The sequence below is a fragment of the Listeria weihenstephanensis genome (genome assembly GCF_003534205.1).
In the GTDB taxonomy this organism is placed as follows: Bacteria; Bacillota; Bacilli; order Lactobacillales; family Listeriaceae; genus Listeria_A; species Listeria_A weihenstephanensis.
Genome location: NZ_CP011102.1, coordinates 3,252,241 through 3,274,011 on the forward strand (window position 1 = coordinate 3,252,241; position 21,771 = coordinate 3,274,011).

Consider the following 21,771-nt stretch of genomic DNA (forward strand, 5'->3'; position numbering starts at 1 on the left):
TCCTACAACGAAAGAGCGAGCCAAATCGGCGCACTCTTCGTGATATTTTTTATTTGATATTTTTAGCTAGCGGGGAACCTTTCACGCAGACGCCGCATAGGCTCAGAACGAACTCGCTGAACATGGCATTCGACCAGGCGAACCATTCGCGCGTATATTCATGATGATTGCTTGCGTTGACGCCTTCGTGCATGAAACCAGTATCACCGTCTGCCTCAACTAGCATGTCTAGAATCGCTAATTTCTCAGGCAAATTCGTAGCTGTCATTCCCTGAACGCTAAGCGCGATCGGCCAAACGTAATGGTCTGGCGTGTGCGGGCTGCCGATTCCTGTAAGCTGACTTCCCTCCACGTAAAAAGAATTTTCCCGACTTAAAATGAATTTCCGCGTTGCTAAATATTTTGGATCATCGAAATCGCCATAACCTAGATACGGCGCTGCGAGTAAGCTTGGAACATTCGCGTCATCCATGAAATTTTTGCGGCCTGTGCCATCGACTTCGTACGCGTACATATCGCCATAATAGGGATGATTTTGAACCGCGTGCGTTTGGATGCCTTGCTCGATTTCAGTTTTGAGCGTGCCGATTTGTGTCGCAAGTGTCGCATCTTCCCAACACGCCGCATTGATTTCTTCTAGATAGCCAAGAACTGTGACGGCGAACATATTGCTCGGTACGAGATAACCATATAAACAAGCGTCATCGCTCGGTCGGAAGCCACTCCACGTCATGCCTGTATACGCGACTTCTGTCCCTTTCCCATCACGATTCAGCGTGTCTGATTGGCGCACATCCATGCGTTCAAATGAATACGGCGACTCGGTTTCGTGATGCTGCTCCGTTTTCCAAACATCCAGAATCGCGGCCACACCTTGACGGAAATCTGTATCAAAATGCGAGAGACTTCCTGTACTCTTCCACAATAAATATCCCAACTGGATCGGATAACACAGCGAATCAATCTCATATTTCCGCTCCCAAACGTGCGGCGTCATCTCTGTTTTATCTGCCTGAAAACCTTTCCCATTCGCTTCCTGATTGAACGCGTTCGCATACGGGTCCAGCTGAATAAAACGCATTTGTTGCTTCACAAGCCCCGCAATCACCGCCGCCATCTCCGGATCATTTTCCGCCACCATCAAATACGGTCTAATTTGACTCGTTGAATCGCGCAACCACATCGCTGGAATATCTCCCGTAATCACGAACGGCAATCCTTCTTTTGTCTCCGTTAGCGTTGTCGTATACGTATTCAAGAAACATTTCTGAAACATTTCCTGTAATTTTTCATGTTCTGGGAAAACTTCCGCCACCCGATCGATCATTTTTTGAAAACTTTTCGGCACATTTTTCGTCGTCATGCTTCATCCTCTTTTCTCCACGTTATAATTTCACTCGGCGCAACCGACCATTTGGCTCCCGCCGCTTCGTCTATATTTCGTTCCTCCAGAATCGTCGTTTTGCGCATATCTTCCCAAAGCACCATTTCCCGCACCGATTCCGCCACACTATAAAATCGTAAAATTTCCGCATCTTGACTTGTCGCCCGCTTCCAACTAGAAAAAACAAGTCCTGGCGTATCTTCCCATGAAGCAAAATCCTCACTCGGCGAAAGTTCACCCTCATGTTGGCCCATCGCCTGCACCGCAATCGGATCCATCTGCAACTCATATGCCCATTTTACAGCCTCGGTTTTTAGCGTTTCCTCCACATATGGCATCACATAAAAGCGAGCCGTTTGTTCTCCAAGTGACTGTGCCTCAGGGGCCGGGAAGTTCCCCCAATCTCCAATTTCCGAGTTCGCACGCAATAACGTCAAGCGAATTTCCGAGCCATCCGTGCTAACTTCGTACTCCGGCAAACCACGATTCACAACCATCAAGCCTCCGAGCGCCACAAACGCTTGCTGCCGCTGATCATTACTTGGGTTTTGCCATTCCTCGCTCACCTCATTCGGACGTTCAACAATTTCAAAAACACTATCGCTAAAATGTGTCGCGCGCTTCGTTCCAGTCGGGAAAATCGCCCGTAAGCGGTGATCCTCGATCTGATTCTCCATCTTCACATCCACCTGCAGAGCCCTTGCGTCCGCATCCAGCGTCAAACGCGTCGTTACGACAAACTCCTTCAGCACCGCAGAACGTGGCGCCTTCCGTCCAGGATGCCAAACAACACGCGCCTTCTCATCCTCAAAAGCAACTGGGTCTGCCGATTCTGGCAACATCATCTTATGCGTTATTTCGACCACTTTTCGAACCGCCGAATCACTTATAACGACACATTCAGCGATCAAATTTCCCGTCCCAACCCGCTTCTCGTCGCCCGTTTCCTTGAACATGTATTCATTCCCAATATCGCCCTGATCAACGTACCCACCGAGCCCCGTAAAAGTATGGCCCGTTTCCTTCGAAGTCACCGAATATGATCCATTTTCAGCGATTTCCACCTGTAAAAATTGATTTTCCAAGTGTTTCGCGTTATTTTCAAGGCTTATTATCTCTTTTTCACCCGCAACTGGCACTGCAAAATACGTCGCAAATCCGAGTCTTGGCAAATCCGCCGCCACAAAACTCACCTGATAGCGTCTCGCAAAATAAGGTCTGCGGAAAGCTCGCTCTGGCAACTCATAATCAAACTGCATCCCAAGCTCCGTCACGTCTGCGTCCACCAAATTCCCGTCTCCATCACGAATTTCCAACGTCACACTCGGCAAACCATCCAAATAAGCCGGAATCTCCTCAAACGGCATCTCCGCAAAGTACGTCCGATCCAGCTCCACATCCACCGTCACGACCCGCGTCGCCGTATAACCCGACGTATGGAATGCCACAATCGGCACAGCCTCCCGATCAAATTTTGCCGTCGTATTCACCTGCTTCACAATCCGCGCCACCTTATCGTCCAGAATCGCGCGCGCCGCTTGCTCCGCCCTCATAAACCGCGTCTCCATCTCCTTGTGAACCGCGTCCAAACTACATCCCGTGATACTATCATGAATCTGATTTTCCATCAGTAATTTCCATGTAAACTTCAGATATTCCTCCGGATACGCCGTCCCAACCCGCGTCGCTATCACCGCAATCGGCTCCACCTGCTTCTCAAGTAACTGCTGCACACGCTGATTCGCTTGCTTCAAATACATCCGCGACGAGGCCGTATTCACAAGCGTCGACCAGCCATCCGTCCGCTGATTCGTAAGCTCGCCCTCGATCACCTGCAAATCATCGACTGGCAACTCCTCCCGAAGCGCCGCCACATACTCCGTGAAATTACTATGCTTAAAGTCAATATCCGGATACAACTCCCGCGCCACATCCAGCGCCTCCGGCAAATCCACCTGCACCGGCTGATGATCGCAACCGTTCAAAAACAGCAGCGCATCCGTTGAAGCATAACTCTCCACATCCGCAAACTTCTTATCCCAAAACTCCTTCGCAGCCTCGCGCTCCACCGGGATCTCATTCCCGTTCGAATACCAATTCGCAAGTAAAACCCCAAGAACCTGCGATCCATCCGGAGCATTCCAAAACATCTCAGAAAACGGCGACGTGTAACCGCCCTCAAAAACCTGATTATTAAATCCAGTCGGCTTCACACCACGTCCAAAAATCACCGAATCAATCCCCGCCTGCTTCACAAGTTGTGGCGCCTGGCCATAAATCCCAAACGTATCTGGAAAATAGCCGATTTTCTCCACAGCACCAAAGCGTTCCGCGTCCTGCATCCCGTATACGAGGTTCCGAACATTCGCCTCACTACTCGTCAAAAACGCATCTTGCAACATATACCAAGGACCCACTCGCAGTTTCCCGTCCCGAACCAAGCGTTCCATCCGCGCCCGCGCATCCGGCTTCACCGCCAAATAATCCTCCAGCATGATCGTCTGCCCATCCATATGAAAGAATTCAAATCCGTCCTTATTCTCCAATAAATCCGCCGTCTCATCGATCAAAGTCACCAAACGATAACGCAGCGTTTCTAGCGGTAAAAACCACTCTCGATCCCAATGTGAATGTGAAATTATGTACGCTGTCTTCTTCATTTATTTTGCCCCTCTCCTATATCCAAAACAGTTTTCCGTCGCCTTTTGTATTCGTTTTCATTTTCAGTATATCGGTCTGTTTTTTGAAAATCAATGACTCTGGCGTTTTTACTATGATAAGTCTATTTTTATGTGTTTTGTCTACCTTTTAAATACGGCTTACTTCCCAATAATTCGCCAATATGCTACGATGATGTCAGACTGAAATAAAGGAGTTTTTAACGTGCATATCAAAACCGCTAAATCAAAAGAAGATAGCCAACATATTTCCAAACTCGCGCATCAAATCTGGCATGAACACTACCCTTCGATCATTACAGAGGAGCAAATCGACTACATGTTGACTAAGTTCCAATCTGACGAAGCGATCTATAGCGAAATGGCGAACGGAACAACCTACCTCATGGCTTATAAATCTGACGAATTCGTTGGCTACGCAGCATTCTACCAAAAGGATGCAGAGCTGTTTCTGAGCAAACTCTACATCGATCCCGCTCACCACAAACAAGGCATTGGTAAACAACTTTTCGCTCAAGTTACCGCTTTTGCAAAAGACAATAACCTGCCGGCAATTCGCTTGTACGTCAATAAATACAATACCAGCTCCATCGAAGCCTACAAAAAAATGGGATTCATCGTTGAAAAAGAGATTGTGACTGATGTTGGATCAGGATTTATCATGGATGACTACACGATGACGTTTCCTATTTAAATACGCCAAAAGCGCCTATATCTAAGAAGTCTCATAAACTTCTTAGATATAGGCGCTTTTTATATGCTATTAATCCTGCAAAAAAACAGTAGAATAGAATATAAACTGGTTTGCTTCTCCGTCAATAAATCCAGATTCACTCCATGTTTTCCACATCTGAGTCATTGTTTTTGTGCTAACATTAGCATAGTTTGAAACAACTTTTTTTGTAAAGCACTTTGGAAGAGCTAATACATTATCCTGCATAATGGCATATTTTTGTAGTAACTCCGCCAAACAGTGTTTTAATTTCATCTCACTAGGCTCGCGCATCATCAAACACTTATCCACTAAGAAGCTGTTATGATTCATATGGTTCATATATAGATAAATCCAGCCTTCTTGCATACTAAGCAATAGCTCAATAATGGCCTCTCGTTTAAATACATACAACGTGCACTTTTCTAGCGTTTTAAACGTATATAGACTCTCATCAATAATAAACGTATTACTCAAACCCGCAATTTGATTTAACCCTAAAAAAGAAATTAATTGCTTGTCACGTTCCAATGATACAATGCCACTCTCAATGAAGTAAACAGACGGATCTGGCTCTTTTTCTGATATTAAAATCGTTTGCTTCGGGACTATTTTTTTTTCATACGGTATCCGATTTTCTAGTAGTGTATTTAAAAAATTATCATAATTGAACCTACGATGAACCATGCGATAACTATATAATTCAACTAACATTTCTCGCATTCTGTCCTTCCCCCCTCTCTTTGTAATTTCTACTGTACTCTAACAATACCATCCCTTCAACGCAAAAAAATAACATATTTCCTGTTTACAAGCCATAAATGCATAGATTTTGTTACAGTTTTTAGGAAAATTAAAAAAGCACACAAAAAACACTTTACTCTCTTACTCGAGTAAAGTGTTTTTTTGTGTGTACTTCAGATTTAGCATATATACAATATTCTAGGCTCCATGCGGAACTTGGGAGTCATCAAACCTCACTTCAAGGTTGACGAATTTATTATACTCTTTCACAAAAGCTAGTTGGACTGTCCCAACTGGTCCGTTACGCTGTTTGGCAATGATAATTTCTATCGTGCCATCATTTTCACTTTCATGATCGTAGTAATCGTCACGATAAAGGAAGGCAACGATATCCGCATCTTGCTCGATCGAACCAGATTCACGAATATCGGACATCATTGGACGCTTATCTTGGCGCGATTCCACGCTACGTGATAGCTGTGATAGCGCGATAACCGGAATTTTGAGTTCACGTGCTAGAGCTTTTAGAGAACGTGAAATTTCGGAAACTTCTTGTTGTCGGTTTTCGCCGCCATTTCGGCCACTTCCTGAAATCAACTGTAAGTAATCGATTACGATCATGCCGAGCCCTGCTTCTTGCTGTAAACGACGACATTTTGAACGGATTTCATTCACGCGTACGCCTGGCGAATCATCGATATAGATTCCAGAATTGGATAATGTTCCCATTGCAATGGTGAGTTTCTGCCAATCATCTGATGTTAAAGCACCCGTACGAAGATTTTGAGCGTTGATATTTCCCTCTGCGCAGAGCATCCGCATAACGAGTTGCTCCGCGCCCATTTCCAAACTAAAAATCGCAACATTTTCATCGGTTTTAGTCGCGACGTTTTGTGCAATGTTCAGTGCAAAGGCAGTTTTACCAACAGACGGTCGGGCAGCAACGATAATTAAATCGTTACGCTGGAAGCCCGCAGTCATATGGTCGAGCGCGCTAAATCCACTCGGAATACCGGTAATATCCCCTTTCCGATTATGGAGAACCTCGATATCATCATATGTTTTGACGAGGACATCTTTAATATTTTTAAAAGCTCCAACGTTTTTACGGGAAGATACTTCTAAAATGTTCTTTTCAGCTTCGTCCATCAGTGTTTCGACTTCATCCTCACGTGCGTAACTGTCCGACGCGATTTGAGTCGCAGTCCGAATCAATCGGCGGAGCAAGGCCTTGTCTTCCACAATATGAGCGTAGTATTCTAAATTGGCCGCGGTCGGAACCGCACCGGATAACTCGGTCAAATAAGGCAAGCCACCGACGTCTTCAATTTTGCCAGTGGAGGCTAGCGCTTCATAAATAGTAACGACATCGACTGCTTTTCCTTGGTCGCTCAGTTCAAGCATAGCCTCGAAAATAAGTTGATGCGCTTGCCTGTAAAAGTCATCTGGCATTAAAATTTCGGAGGCCGTAATCAGCGCTTCTGGTTGCAGAAAAACGGCTCCTAAAACGGCTTGTTCAGCCTCAATATTTTGAGGTGGTGTGCGATCTTGCAAATCCACTCCCCATCCCCTCCTAATCACGCGGGCGCAGGCAAACGCTCATCTTCGTCGTTAAAGCCTGTGCTCCGGTGCTCTCGTACCACAGTACGCTCCGCTCCAGTGCTCGGCTTTGCCTAGAATCTGAACATTTGCCTGCGCCCGCTTAGTTTTGCGGTGAAAATCATGGTTCTATCAGTGGTTCATGGTTTTATTTTTCTTCGGAAACGTGTACGTCTAGTGTTGCTACTACTTCGTGGTGTAGTTTCACGGGAACTTTTGTGTGTCCTAGTGCGCGAATTGGTTCTGGTAGCTCGATTTTGCGTTTATCGACTTTGATTTTGTGGTCTTTTTCAAGGGCTTGGGCGATTTGTTTGGATGTGATTGATCCGAAAAGTCGGCCGCCTTCGCCTGATTTTGTTTTAAGTTCAATCGTTAATTTCTCAACGGTATCTTTTAGGGCTTTTGCGTCTGCGAGTTCTTGCGCTGCTTCTTTTTCAGTTTTCTTCTTTTGGCCTTCAAGCGCGCTGATACTCGTGTTTGTCGCTTCTGTCGCTAAGCCCTTTTTAATGAGGAAGTTTTGCGCGTAACCCTCTGCTACCTCTTTGATTTCACCTTTTTTTGCTGTGCCTTTTACGTCTTTTAAAAATATAACTTTCATCTTAGTTTTCTCCCTTCCAATAAGCATCGATGGCTTGTAAAAGTTGTTGTTTTGCTTCCATTACGGTTGTATTTTTTAACTGGGTTGCAGCGTTTGACAAATGTCCGCCACCGCCCATTTTTTCCATAATAACTTGGACATTAATTTCGCCGAGTGAACGTGCACTAATCCCGATCATTTTATCAGGTCGTAGCGTAATCACGAATGAGGCTTGCACGCTCTCCATCGAAAGCATGGTATCCGCCGCCTGCGCTGCAATAACAGTACCAAAAACTTCATCTTCGTGGCCCGTTGCAATCGCCATGCCGTCATGATATATTTCGAGCGACTCCACCAAACGACTACGTTGCCTAAATGTCTCAATATCTTCTTTTAAAAATTGCTGAACAAGAACGGTGTCCGCACCTAGTGAGCGTAAATAACTCGCCGCATCAAAAGTACGTGATCCTGTCCTCAGTGTAAAGTTTTTTGTATCAACTACAATCCCTGAAAGGAGCGCTGTAGCCTCGATCTTGCCGACTTTTTCGGTTGCTGGTTGGTACTCAAAAAGCTCCGTCACAAGTTCTGCGGTCGATGAAGCGTACGGCTCAATGTAGACAAGCACTGGATTCTCGACAAACTCCTCAGAACGGCGATGATGATCGACTACCACGACATGCGCCGCGGTTTCAAGCAATTCCTGATTGATAACCATCGACGGCTTGTGCGTATCAACAACGACGAGCAAACTCTTGTCCGTAATCATATCAAGCGCGGCCTGTGGTGTGATAATATTGCGAATCACATCAGGATACTTCTCGATTTCACGCATCAAACGCTCCACATCTGGACTCATTTTCCCAGGCTCTACCACAACATAACCTTGCCGATCGTTCATTTCTGCGACTTTCATCACGCCAAGACTTGATCCGACAACGTCCATATCCGGATAGCGATGCCCCATAACAAAGACTTGATCACTCTGTGTAATGAGTTCCTGCAACGCTTGCGAGATAACCCGCGCCCGAACTCGTGTCCTTTTTTCCATTGGATTCGTCTTACCGCCATAAAAGCGAACTTGTCCTTCTGGCTGCTTAATCACGACCTGATCTCCACCACGACCAAGCGCTAAATCTAGCCCAGACTGCGCAAGATCGGCGAGGTCAATCAAATCATCCTCATTGTAACCAATCCCAATACTAAGCGTAAGCGGAATATTCTGCTTCGACGTCCGCTCCCTGATCCGATCCAGAATCAAGAATTTCTCCTCTTCCAACGTAGCCAACTGCGCCTCCGTCAAAAAGGCCATAAAGCGATCCGATGAAATCCGCTTCAAATAAATTCGATGCTCCTTCGCCCAGTTCGTCAACATCGACGTCACCAAGTTATTGAGCGCGCTTCGTCTCCGGTCATCCATTCCCTGCGTCCATTCATCATAATTATCCAGAAAAATAATCGCAAAAACAGATTTATCCGCTTGGAATCGCTTGTTCAGATCATAATATTCCGTCCGATCATACAGATAAATGATGCGCTCTTTCCGCTTCACAATCGTGTCAAAACGATGATCCCGCCAAGCAATCGACTGAATTCCACGATCCTCTTCCCCGCGAATAACCGTCAAAAACTCCGGTCCAACATCCGCAAGCGACGACCCCAAAATATTATCATCCTGCCCGAAATACTTTGCCATAAATGGATTAAACCACTCTACATTATAATTCTCATCATATAGTAAAATCCCCATCGGCATCTCAACCAGCGCCTCACCTTCACTGCGCTTAATCCGATATGATAAGTTCGAAATATATTCCTGTACCTCTTTATTCAACCGATGTTCCATGAAAAATAACAATATTACGAGCGATGTAACAGCAACAAATAAAAGCACCGCCAACCACCACTTATAGTAAAAAGTGACAACTGTCAGGACAAGTACAACCGCTATTAGCCCGTACAATGGATATTTTAGCATCCTTTTTTGAAAAAAGCCTGACATTTGCTAAATCCCCCTTGCTTTCTTAGATTATCCTTGGAATTACTAGATTCTAATCTTCCTAAACGAGGTTCTGTGCGCTATGTATTTTGCTATGTGAAACGAAAAGTTCTGAGTACCCCTTTTTAATAATATCCCACATTCAACAGGAAGATAATAATATCATAATCATACCATAAATCGGGTTTTGAATGTTACTATGAAGCGAAAATGTAACAATGTTTGTTTTGTGCCCGCCCTTCAAGATCTTGCACCAAAGGAGCGCTGGTATAAAGTTTTACTACTTTTTCGTGACATAGTTATGTATTTTGTTAAAATATGTATAATATGCAAGCTAAATGTTATTGATCAAGCCTTATTGCCCCTGTAAACTGGACTAATAAATCCCAATTTACTAAAAAGGAGAAGGTTGATTAAAATGAAAAAATACTGTATCACGATAATGTTAGCTCTGGTTTTACTATTCACTGGAACAAACACAACATTTGCCGACGAACTAAGTCCATTTACTCAAACAAAAGAAGAGAAAAATATCTCACTCGCTAACTGGGAAAAAAGCCTAATCGGTGAAGATATTTTCCAGAACGGTTTGGCCGATCCTGACCTAGAAAAAATTTTACAAACTAAAAAAAGTGATTTGAGAGAGATTTTAAGCCACTGGACAGAACCAAAGCTAACAGTTGATGAAAGGTATCCAAATATAACAAAAAAAGAGAATATGAATCCGCTTCTCTTCGATGATATCAAAGATGAGATTATAGACAGCGACCATAATACCGTACTGGCTCCATCAGTATCTGCAAAAAATTGGCCAAAATTAGCTGAACGGATAGAAAAAATGGCAACACTTTACATGACACCTGATCCTTCCGAAGATACGTACTATAAAAGTAACCAGCTAAGAAATCAGATTATTTATGCCTTGAATTGGTACAGCACTATGGTATTTACTCCAGAGAACGGTGAAGCATTGGGTGTAGATGTTTGGTATGAAAAACAGATTTCTTCACCGCTTTCCATTGTTAATACGCTTACATTTATGAGAGACGACATAGATAAGCAACTTCTTCAAAAATATCTGACCGCGATCGATGGTTTGGAGCCACCAATAGTATATAACTATGACTCTACTAATGAGCTTTATCCAAAGGGGCGCACAGCAGGTTTCGGAGCAAATCGTGTAAACAAAGGCTTCGTTCTACTCATGCGAGGTATTCTTGATTCTGAAAATATCAACAACAAAGGGAATGTACAAGCTGATTTAGGGATTAAAATCATGAAGTATGCCCTTTTAATTGATGCTAAAGGCGAAGGGAAAAAGAACATCGATGGTTTTTATCCTGATGGTAGTTTTATTCAGCACAGTTTTATTCCTTACACTACTGGGTATGGTTCTGACATACTGGCTCGCAGCGCTGGTATGTTTCAGCTATTCGATGGAACAAGCGGTCTTAACCACTTTACTGGATACGGAAACTTGTTTACTATCTTAGATAAAACGTATCAACCAGTTTTGTACAAAAACGAAACACTAGATATGACTCGTGGAAGGCAGATTGCTCAATCAAGCTATACATCTGAAAACAAGGCAAATGAGATGCTTTATAATATGTATCACGTCAGCCAAGCAAATACAGATACAAGATATAAAAGCGATTATGAAAGATTAGTCAAATCTTCTATAGTAACCGCCTCTTCGAAACCTAATTTTTATAAAAATTTATCCATACCGCAAGCCCAAGCATTCAAGGCATTACTCAATAATGAGGAAATTTCAAGCGCATATCCAGAAGCTCAAAAAAATATCATGATGTCCAGAGCAAACCAAATGATTGATCAAAAAAAAGGGTACGCTGCTGGGCTGAGCATGTTCTCAAAAAACGTCTCTTCTTTTGAATCTATAAACGGAGTTAATACACTAGGTATGTATACTGGAACTGGCGCACTTTCCATTTACAACGGTGATGATGCTTTCAAGAATAACTATTATCCAACTGTAGGCATGACCAGTTTACCGGGCACTACCACTGATTTGAGTATCCGCAAAGTACTTAAAACCGACAAAACACCGATTTATGCCAACACAGAATCTTGGACTGGTGGGGTTTCAGACGGAACATACGGCTCTGCTACAATGGATTACACCATGAAAGACGTAACTCAAAGTAATCTTGCAGCTAAAAAATCTTGGTTCTTCTTAGACGGCAAAATCGTAGCTATGGGAAATAATATAACCAATGACAACAATTTAAATACACAAACAATTGTTGAAAATCGACAGCTACAGGACGGTGCAACTAACTTTAGCGTCAATGGTCAAAACATAGCTTTATCTAGTCCAACGAAAACGTTCGAAAATGCAAAATGGGCATACTTGGATAACGCTACAGAGAGTCAACGCATCGGCTATATTTTCCCAGACGCTGCTACTTCTGTTAACGCCTATAAAGCGGAACAAACTGGTCGCTGGTCGGACTTAGCATCAGCATATGAGCCTGGAAAAGGAACACCAGAAGTAAAAGCGACTTATGCAGGGCTGACCATTCCTCATAAAGTAAATCCAACAGATGCATTCTATACGTATGTCATTTTACCAGGCGTCTCTAAAACAGACACAGAACTAAACTCAAATAAAATTGGACCTGGAATGAATAATGACGTAGTAACCATTAACACAAATACCGTTCAAGGCGTACTCGATAAAGAACACGACTTAGCAATCATGAACTACCGCGCCCCAGGAGAAGCTGGCTATCCCGCTGCAACGAAACACAATTTTAACAGCCAGGCCCACACATCTGGTTCTATCATGATTCGCTATGCCACTAAAGAAGATAAACAAACAAAAACAATCACATTAGCTGATCCTTCTATGGCAGCAAACTCCATCCACTTTTCCATTCCTAAAGAGTCCTTTAATGGAATCAGCTCACAATCCGAAAAAGGCACAGTGACATCAGTAGGTGATAGTTGGGATATCACTGTAGATACATCAGGAAAAACAGGCGAATCATTCCAGTTCACTTTTGAAGAAATCCCTTCCACATTGGTAGCAGACAACTTTACAATCGGCGACAGCTATGTGACAGGAGCCTATACAGGAGACGTAGCTAAGGTAGAGTTGCAAATAAACGGTGCCCTTATAGGGAAAATACCTGCTTCTAACCCACTTAAATACTATGCAAAAGGGAAAATCACATCCGTAACTGATACAGTATCTCTCATTAGCTACGACTCGAAGGGCAATCAACTAAAAGAAATACCTATTATTGTGAAACCAACACCTGCAACATTAACCACCGTTGGATTTACGATTGGCGTAGATAGCTATGTGCAAGGTACCTATACCGGAGATCTATTTAGAGTAGCCTTAGAAGTAGACGGTGTTATTAACGGAAAAATACCTGTATCTAATTCGGCTTATCAATACTATGCAGCAAAACTAATCAAATCAACAGCCACTGAAGTATACATGGTTGGCTATGATTCATCAGGGGTTGAAGTGACTCGAGTAAAAGTGGACGTTCAATCAAAACCCGATACAATAATAGTAAATGACTTCACAGTTGGTAAAGACAGCTACGTGACAGGTTCTTACACTGGTGGGGTCGCCAAAATAGCACTCGAAGTCAACGGAACATTACTACAACAGCCAATCGGTGTAGCTGGTTCACCTTATCGATACTATGCGAACGGGAAATTCAAAGCGTCCGATGAAGTATATGTCATTTTCTACGTTGCATCTGGTGTGGAATCAAATCGGGTCAAAGTTATCGTGAAGTAACAGTGTAGATTTAAACTTTCACTAACACTATCGAAAAGAATAATTTGGATCAAAAAACCGCGGATATCATCATTTCTCCGCGGCTTTTTTATTCTATTACAACTTTGCTTCCCCTCGCACTCTATGCTTTCTTTCCCTACCAAAATCATTTCATGCTTATGAAACTTTTCTGCGATATAACCATAATGCCGTACCACCGATAAGGAATAATACGCCAAAACCTACGAACCACAGCTCATTGTTACTATCTCCTGTCTCTGGTAATATTATATTGCCTTTTTGTGTCACACTGTTCGGTTTGGAAGAACTGGGAGTTCCAGGATCACCAGGAGTCCCTGGTTCGCTTGGCGTTACAGTAGTTCCGCCATCACCATCATCAGACTTATCCAGTTTCTGATTGATAAACTCTAATTCCAGAGTTGCCGGTTTACCATTTGCTGATGCCTCGACTTCGAATGGAATTGGTTTTTTATCAAGTTTATAACCCGTCGGAGCAGCTACTTCTTCAAATTGATAGTCGCCTGGTGCTAAATCTTCCACTGTGACTTCCCCGACATCATTTGATACCAAATCAGTTTGAAGCGTCTCGCCCGCACTATTTTTCAGTGTGAATTTCGCTCCGGAAAGCGCATTTCCAGAACTATCTTCTTTTTTCAAGACGACACTGCCTTTGTAGTTAATCACGTTGCCCAGTGCGACTACATCGGGCTCGCCTTCTGCTTCAGCGGCTATAACAAATGGGATTGGCGCGGTATTTCTAATCATGCCTCTCGGTGCTCTTATTTCCTCCACTGTATACGAGCCTGGCGCTAAACCACTTACCTTAACATTTCCTCGTGGCCCCGCAACCGCCCGTTTCACAACAGTACCATTCGCATCTTTTACTGCAAAAATTGCACCGCTCAACGTGTTGCCGTCCTCATTCGTTTTCACAAACTCGATATCGCCTTGGTAATTAATAAATGGTCCTACCGCAACGTCTGGAATTTGACCATCACTTTCTTCCACAACGGTGAATGGAATTGGTGTTGTGTTTAAAATATAGCCTGGAGGTGCTTGCTCTTCAATGAGGCGATACGAACCCGGTAGCAAACCTTCGATCACTAACTGACCGTCAGCATCCGTTACGTAGTCCGTGTCTGGATTAATTTCTGTCCAGCCAGAGTCTCCTTCCATCTCAAGCTTGAATTCCGCACCCGCAATCGGTTGTGACGCCTCATTTTGTTTCGTCAGTGTCACTTTATTTTGCGCGTTAACCAGTGGTATTACATTCGCTTGGTTGGAACTCTCCGCCGATACCGCGACTGGAACACCCGCAGCTAACGCATCACTCACTGTATATCCTGCTGGAGCCTGTACTTCCCGAATGAAGTAATCGCCATACGGAACATTCCCAAACGTTAAGCTACCGTTCGCATCCACTTCACTTTCCCTGAGAACGACACCTTTCGTTTTGTCTAACATTTCAAAAACGGCACCAGTTAATGGATTACCATCCGTATCCACTTTTTGGAAACTAATTGTTCCTTTGACACCAGAAGCAGTCCCCGATCCGTCTGTTATTGTAATCGGCACGTCCGTTCCATCCCCACCGCTAATCGTCTCCTCATTATTACCAGTGACTGTTACCTGATTCGATGCTACCGTATTTCCCGAATCACTTATAAAGATCATCGCGCGGTATTCGAGAATATACGCCGTATCAATTTCATGTAAAAATGAAACGGTGAGTACTTGCTGCCCTGTTAAATTGTCTGTCGTTAGTGTCTCCGTGTAATCAACGCCCTCAACTAATGGCAAATTCGGATCTTTAGTAATCGTCCCATCCGGTTGAACAGTCGTCCGATACAAAACAATGGAATCTTCGTCAATCGCCTGGTTATCGGATGGTGTATCCGTTACGACGACGTCATCAAGTGTTGATAAACTAGGATTAATAGTAACCGCCCAGTTTACGAAACCATCTTGGTCTTGGAATCCAGTTTTATTCGCTAAGCTATCCCCATTAGCAATCGATACTTCCGCACTCAATGTGCTGTCTGGATACGTGTCATTGGAGAACACGGCATCATTATCGTACGTTGCATGCACTACTTCTCCTTCCAGACTTGTTTGGAACTCAACTATATACGCACCCGAAATACTATCACCATACTCTACGGTCAGCGTCTGATTATTACCCACTGAAGGTTCCTCAATCGTAAATTGGTCATAATCACTAACTTCTGCACCTAATTCAACAGAACCATCGGGATTAACCGAATAATTATATATATGCAGCGAATCCGGAACATAATTCTGATTATCCGTGATTGGATCAGTAATTTTCGCGTCCCCTAAATCATTCGTATTATAGTTTAACCCAATACCCCACGTAATCCGTGACGTCGTTGCATTATAACTACCTCGTTTAAAACCGTTGACCTTCGCCGCATCTTTAGGATTTAACGTCGCATCATCTGTACTCGTATGTGAATCGCCATTACTATCTTCCCACGTTCCTGTCGCTACATTCGTGAAAATCCGATCCGGGTCATCAATACCTTCCACATTCGTATCGTAATCCGTCGTATACGTAATCTTAAATTCATCCGTCGTTCCAGCTGCGAGCGCTCCAATAAACGTTACCGTAAACTGATTACTCGTTGTATTATATTCCAGTTCATAATCCGTTCCCTCAACTAATGTAGCTCCTGTAGTTACATCTTTCATTTGGAAAGTCGACGTATCCAATGTCAAACCCGGGCTTAACTGATCTGTCAAAGACCAATCAATCATCTCATAGTGGTTCTTGTTAACATCAATATTCCAAGATGCACGTTTTGTATCATAGTTAACATTACTCAACGTTTTAACTATATTTTGTTGCGTAACAGACCCTGTCCCCGTACTTTCGCCGCCAGTATCTGTTGTCACCGTATTCGATATACTCGTGTTACTGTCGACAGTTCCGTCAAATGTAGTCTCATACGTGATATTTAGCGCTGTATCAACATCATGTAAAAAGACAATATCAAATCCATCCGCAGTAGGCACAATAGTATAATCCGTCCCTTCCACGTAAGGATCTCCTTGAATTTGATTCCCATCAGCATCGAACGTGACCTCATTAATCTGCACAGAACCAGGTACTAACACCATTTGATCCGAGCCAAAAGTATCATGAATAACCGCGTCACTTTCAGGGATATCTAATTCTCCGTAGTTATACTGTACCGTCCAATCTACTACTTGATTCGCGCTATCATAATGCCCTACCGCTTTATTCAACAATTTTCCATAATCGGCCGTAACTGTTGCTGTTGCTGGGATATCAACGCCATCACCTTGCAACGTCGCTGTGTTGACAAATGGCACCGCGCCACCTTCTGACGGTTTCGCGCTATCATCAATTTTCGTCGTGTAAACTAGTCGGTAAGCATCGGAAATCGGTTCTGTAAATGTAACCGTCCCATTCGCATCTACCGTGTAGCCACCCGTTTGGAGTACTTCGCTTCCCTCGACAACATTACCGTATAAATCAACATCCACCTTGTAAACCTCAACCGATTCGTACGTAGTCCCCGCCGGAAAATCTTCGACAACTACCGCATTATCAATCGTGTCTAGGCTCTTATTTATGTCCACCTGCCAAGTAATATAATCCGGATTCAGCTCTTTATCAAAATGACCACTTTTCTCGACAGTCAAATCTGTATCCGGCTTGATAACAACCGTTTCTGGCGGTAGTTTATCTTCTTGTGGAATATCGATCACCAAATCCCCTGGTCCGTCGATATTCTCCGGATTAAATGCTGCATCAAAATCCAGCGTCCCGTTCACGTCAGAACTCTCATGAACCGCATCGGTAAATACGAATTTCACTTGACCGTCTGTCGTAATTTGAACCTCGCCGTACTCATTCAATGAAATAGTCTGATTTTGCGTAATCAGTATATTATCAGGAAGTTGCACAATATAATAATCACCCGCATTAATTTGCGCGCCTACGTCATCAGGAATCGCCCAAGTAAACGAAAAATGTACCGTATCAGCAACCGTTGGATCCGTCACAGGATTCCCATCTGCATCAAAATATGTAACTTCCATTCCAGTCATAATTGTAGAATCCTCTTCCGAATAACCTAAGCTCGCAAAAATATCCTTCACGTTTTGTGGCTCAGCCGCTTGAATCCCAACCGAACTTTTCGTCACCTTGTCGTTTGTAGTGCTACCAGCTTTTTTCTGCGCAGCATCATCTTTAGTCGCTGGCTCTTCTTTTTCCTTCACTACATCCTTATCAGTTGCCGGCTTCTCTTCACCCTTCGTTATATCTCCATCCGTTGCTGGCTCCTGCTCTTTCGTTTCTAATTTTGGTACATCAATCGTTTGACTACCACTCGTTTTTCCATCAGAAAAAGTAATAAGTGCTTTTCCGTCAGCCGTACTTTCGCCCGTATACTTGCCTACCACTTCGAATTTCACCGTGCCATTCGCGTCTGGCGTTAGCTTCAACTCAAGCTTATTCTCTTTCACACTGTAAGTTCCGACAGACTCTTTATTTTCGTTCACGATTTCTGTGTTTTGACTAGAGCTAAGCGTTAAGTTATCCGACACCGTGATTTCTTGCGTCGTTCCCTCTACCCCACTATTTTCCACCTTCGCCTCTACCGAAAACACCGATTGCCCGTCCTCTTTCGTGTCAACTAACGTAACGGCCCCTATTGAAAGCTCCGACCCCGCCTTTTCTTTCTCATCCGCTAAGCCTAATTGCGGCACAAAAATTTGTAAAATCAACGCCACCACAAAAAGTAATATTCCCCAACGTTTCATGCTTTGTATCCCCCTCTTTATAAGTTCATGTTAATTACTCATTCCCTTTTTTAATCCATTGAAAACTTTTTTACATTTTCGGCATAACACAAGGTACACGAGGGGATAGCAAGCAATATAGGGCGGAATCCTGTCAAAATTTAAAAATTACATAATAACTGTATACGTAACAAAAAACAGCGGATAGCATTTACGTAGGGTTTGTATTCAGCGAGCCCTTTAAAAATAGAAGCGGAAAACGAGACCATGATGCGATCTCGTTTCCCGCTTCTATTTTTTAGAAATGCTCTTTGTACAGCAAGCCTTGTTCGGATTGTTCCTCCGTAACCCGACTTTCCCACTGCTTCACGCTTTCTTGATACTCAGCGCTTGAAAATCTGTTCATCCCGTCTATAATCTCCAAATCAGGGGCTAAAATCTCGAAATCTAGCTGATAATTTTCCTCCACACGCTTTGGATTTTTTGATTTTGGAATCACATGATAATCATGCTGTAGTGCCCATTTATTCAATAACTGACCAATATTCACATCGTATTTCTTACATAAATCATCCAACTGAACCTTCTCGTCCGACGTCAAAGCAGAGTCCGGATAAAACGGATTTGGCGTCGTGTAAGGCTTCAAAATCGAATAACCCGTTAACAAAATACCCTCCTCTAAGCAGTAAGCTTCAAGTTCCAGCGGGCGCGTCGTCGGTGAGCAGACAATTTGATTGCAATACGGCTTAACCCCCGTCTCCTCCACCAGCTTCTTAATCCCCGAAATCGAAAAATTCGATACCCCGACATGCTTGACGACACCTTCCATTTGTAAATCCAACAAAGCCTGATATGCCGCCAGATTCGCAGTTTCCCCAAGCTCCGCGTGCAGCAATATTAAATCCACATAACTCGTTTGCAGACGCGCTAGCGATTCCGATACAGACGCTTTTGTATGTTTGAGATAGTTCTGCGGCGCTATTTTCGTCGTTAAAAACAACTCCGAGCGATCAATCCCCAACGCTTTCAAAATCACACCAATATCATATTCATTATTATAAACCTGAGCCGTATCAATATGCCGATATCCCGTTTTCCAGGCCGTTTGAATCGATTGCTTCAAATCATCGAAATCCGTTAATAACCACGTTCCTAGACCTACTTTTGGTAAATCTTGAATACTCAACCTACATCATCTCATTTCTTTATTATTCATGCTCCTCAAAATTACGCCTAACAGTGATGATTGTCAAGGCAAAAAGCTCGCTCAAGATGCCAGGTGTGGCGAACTTGAACGAGCTTTATTTTATTTTTTATCCTTCAAATGATGCCCTTCAATATCCATCGATGGCAACACTTTATCGAGCCATTTCGGCATATACCATGAGCCTTTTCCGAATAATTTCGTTAGGGCTGGGATGATTGTTAGACGCACAATGAATGCATCGAATAATACACCGAAGCCTAGCGCGATACCGATTGATTTGATCATCGGGTCTGGCGCGAAAACGAAACTGATGAAGACGGAGAACATGATGAGAGCTGCTGCGATGATGACTGGGCCACTCTCTTTCAAGCCGGTTTTGATGGAATGGGTATTGTCTTTTGTTAGCGTATATTCTTCGTGGACGCGGGACATGAGGAATACCTCGTAATCCATTGCGAGTCCGAACAGAATACCGATCGTTATGACTGGTAGGAAGGCGAGAACTGGGCCGGTGGTGGTGATGCCGAATAGTTCGCTAAATACGCCGTCTTGCATAACCATTGTTGTGAAGCCGAGTGTTGCCGTTAGTGAAAGCACGAAGCCAAGTACGGCTGTAAGTGGAATCAATAGCGAACGGAACACGACGGTTAACAAGATGAATGCCAATACTACGATAACCCCTGCGAAAACTGGAATCGCGTCATTGAGTTTTTGGGACATATCGATGTTGATCGCGCTTTGTCCGGTTACTTCCATGTTGATACCATATTTGCTATCTGCTGTTTTTGCGTAGCTTCTCAAATCATGAACGAGTTGCGTCGTTTTATTGTTCGTCGGTCCAGTTTTTGGAATAACGGTAATGAGCGCGTAGTCACCTGATTCACTAGGCATTGGCGGCGTCACGATTGCCACGTCTTTCATGCCCGAGATATGCTTCGTAACTTCGGTTAAATGCGCCGCGCTACCGTCATCTCTAATATCCGCTAAAATAACTAATGGCCCGTTGAAACCTTCGCCAAATTTATCGGATAGAATATCGTACGCTTTTTTCTCGGTGGAGTCTTTCGGTTTGGAGCCGTTATCTGGGATTCCGAGTTCCATCGAGCCGAACGGGATGCTTAGTCCGCCGAGAACGATAACTGCTGCTAGGAACGCGATAAGCGGTTTCCCAACGACAAATTTCGTCCAAATATTGTCGCCTTTTTTGCCCGCTTTTTCTTTTTGCGGCTTGATTTTCTTATGGAAAACGCCGATGAACGCTGGGATTAGGATTAGCGCGGAAAGCACGGCGAATAGTACGCTGAGTGCAGACGCGAGTCCCATAACGGTCAGGAATTCGATGCCGACAAGGGATAAACCACATACGGCGATAATAACGGTAATTCCGGCAAAAATAACGGCGCTACCTGCTGTTCCTGTCGCAAGCCCGACTGCTTTTAAGTGATTTTTCTCGGTGCGGATGATTTGGCGATATTTAAATAGGATAAATAACGCGTAATCGATCGCGACGGCGAGGCCAATCATGACCGCCAGCGTCAGCGTGACGTTTGGCATTTCGAAGTAGCTTGAAATGATCGCAATGATGCCGACACTCGTTCCTAAGCTCAGAATTGCTGTGATAATTGGTAATCCAGCTGCGATAACGGAACCAAACGCGATAATTAGAATCACGAGTGCTACCACGATACCGATTGCTTCGGATGAACCACCGATGTCCATTGGCGTAATCATAACATTACCTGTCATTTCAGTTTGAAGATCTTTGTCATCCATGCCTTTAAGCGCATCTTTGACTTTATCGATCGATTTTTCGGTTACCGCGAGTGCACTGACACTATAACTAATATCAGCAAAAGCAGTCGTCATGTCTGGACTGATTGTTTTTGCTTCGTACGGGTTCGCGATGCTTTCGATTTTATCGTCATTTTTCTTAATTTCTGCTAAAACTTTCGTAATTGCAGCTTGGGATTCAGGTGTTATAATCCCTTTTTCTTGGTCGCTTTTGAAAACGACGCGGATGCTACCTTTTTGACTATCTTGCTTGAATTCTTCCTCGATTTTATTCGATGTATCGAGTGATTTTAGACCACTCATTTTGATGTCGTCGGTAAAATTAATACCTTTAACGCCAAGCACGGCCACGATTATTCCTAAAACAACAAACCAGGAAATAATTGTTTTCCATTTGTGTTTCGCAAAGGTCTGTCCTAGTTTGTAAAGTAAATTTGCCAATTGGTTGTTTCCTCCTTCAATTCACGCTATTATATATTTATAGACATACAGTGTATATTACACGATT

General features: G+C 43.6%; 11 protein-coding genes. 2 read left to right on the forward strand and 9 right to left on the reverse strand.

Features of this window, described 5'->3' with window-relative positions; all coding sequences use genetic code 11:
• Positions 1–49 precede the first annotated feature (49 nt).
• Together UE46_RS15620 and UE46_RS15625 are read right to left on the reverse strand one after the other, a co-directional pair.
• On the reverse strand, positions 50–1,363 hold the full coding sequence (locus UE46_RS15620) for a glycoside hydrolase family 125 protein (protein WP_036061480.1): 1,314 nt from the start codon (positions 1,361–1,363) through the stop codon (positions 50–52).
• Entirely contained in the window at positions 1,360–4,044 is a 2,685-nt protein-coding gene (locus UE46_RS15625; protein ID WP_036061481.1) for an alpha-mannosidase, read from the reverse strand. Before UE46_RS15625 ends, UE46_RS15620 begins: the two co-directional genes overlap by 4 nt.
• Positions 4,045–4,267: 223 nt before the next feature.
• Between UE46_RS15625 and UE46_RS15630 the strand changes: the two genes are divergently transcribed.
• On the forward strand, positions 4,268–4,756 hold the full coding sequence (locus tag UE46_RS15630; RefSeq protein WP_036061482.1) for a GNAT family N-acetyltransferase: 489 nt from the start codon (positions 4,268–4,270) through the stop codon (positions 4,754–4,756).
• A gap of 69 nt (positions 4,757–4,825) precedes the next feature.
• Here the strand turns inward: UE46_RS15630 and UE46_RS15635 are convergent, their stop codons facing one another.
• The 4 genes from UE46_RS15635 to UE46_RS15650 form a co-directional block, all read right to left on the reverse strand.
• Positions 4,826–5,497: a Crp/Fnr family transcriptional regulator gene (locus UE46_RS15635; protein WP_118907763.1), complete on the reverse strand. Its 672-nt coding sequence runs from the start codon at positions 5,495–5,497 to the stop codon at positions 4,826–4,828.
• Between the two features lie 219 nt (positions 5,498–5,716).
• Positions 5,717–7,078 carry a replicative DNA helicase gene (gene dnaB / locus UE46_RS15640; protein ID WP_036061483.1) on the reverse strand — a complete coding sequence of 454 codons (1,362 nt, stop codon included), beginning with the start codon at positions 7,076–7,078 and terminating at the stop codon, positions 5,717–5,719.
• A gap of 187 nt (positions 7,079–7,265) precedes the next feature.
• Positions 7,266–7,715: a 50S ribosomal protein L9 gene (gene rplI / locus UE46_RS15645; RefSeq protein WP_036061484.1), complete on the reverse strand. Its 450-nt coding sequence runs from the start codon at positions 7,713–7,715 to the stop codon at positions 7,266–7,268.
• A 1-nt stretch (position 7,716) separates the two neighbouring features.
• Positions 7,717–9,693, reverse strand: a complete 1,977-nt coding sequence (locus tag UE46_RS15650; protein ID WP_036061485.1) for a DHH family phosphoesterase — start codon at positions 9,691–9,693, stop codon at positions 7,717–7,719.
• Between the two features lie 415 nt (positions 9,694–10,108).
• Between UE46_RS15650 and UE46_RS15655 the strand changes: the two genes are divergently transcribed.
• Positions 10,109–13,474, forward strand: a complete 3,366-nt coding sequence (locus UE46_RS15655; protein WP_118907764.1) for a polysaccharide lyase family 8 super-sandwich domain-containing protein — start codon at positions 10,109–10,111, stop codon at positions 13,472–13,474.
• 156 nt (positions 13,475–13,630) lie between these two features.
• Here the strand turns inward: UE46_RS15655 and UE46_RS15660 are convergent, their stop codons facing one another.
• The 3 genes from UE46_RS15660 to UE46_RS15670 all read right to left on the reverse strand — a co-directional run bounded on the left by UE46_RS15660 (position 13,631) and on the right by UE46_RS15670 (position 21,704).
• On the reverse strand, positions 13,631–18,286 hold the full coding sequence (locus tag UE46_RS15660; protein ID WP_051492976.1) for an LPXTG cell wall anchor domain-containing protein: 4,656 nt from the start codon (positions 18,284–18,286) through the stop codon (positions 13,631–13,633).
• Between the two features lie 277 nt (positions 18,287–18,563).
• Positions 18,564–19,451, reverse strand: coding sequence for an aldo/keto reductase family protein (locus UE46_RS15665; protein WP_036061490.1), 888 nt, complete (start codon positions 19,449–19,451; stop codon positions 18,564–18,566).
• A 120-nt stretch (positions 19,452–19,571) separates the two neighbouring features.
• On the reverse strand, positions 19,572–21,704 hold the full coding sequence (locus UE46_RS15670; protein ID WP_036061491.1) for an MMPL family transporter: 2,133 nt from the start codon (positions 21,702–21,704) through the stop codon (positions 19,572–19,574).
• Between the last annotated feature and the right edge of the window lie 67 nt (positions 21,705–21,771).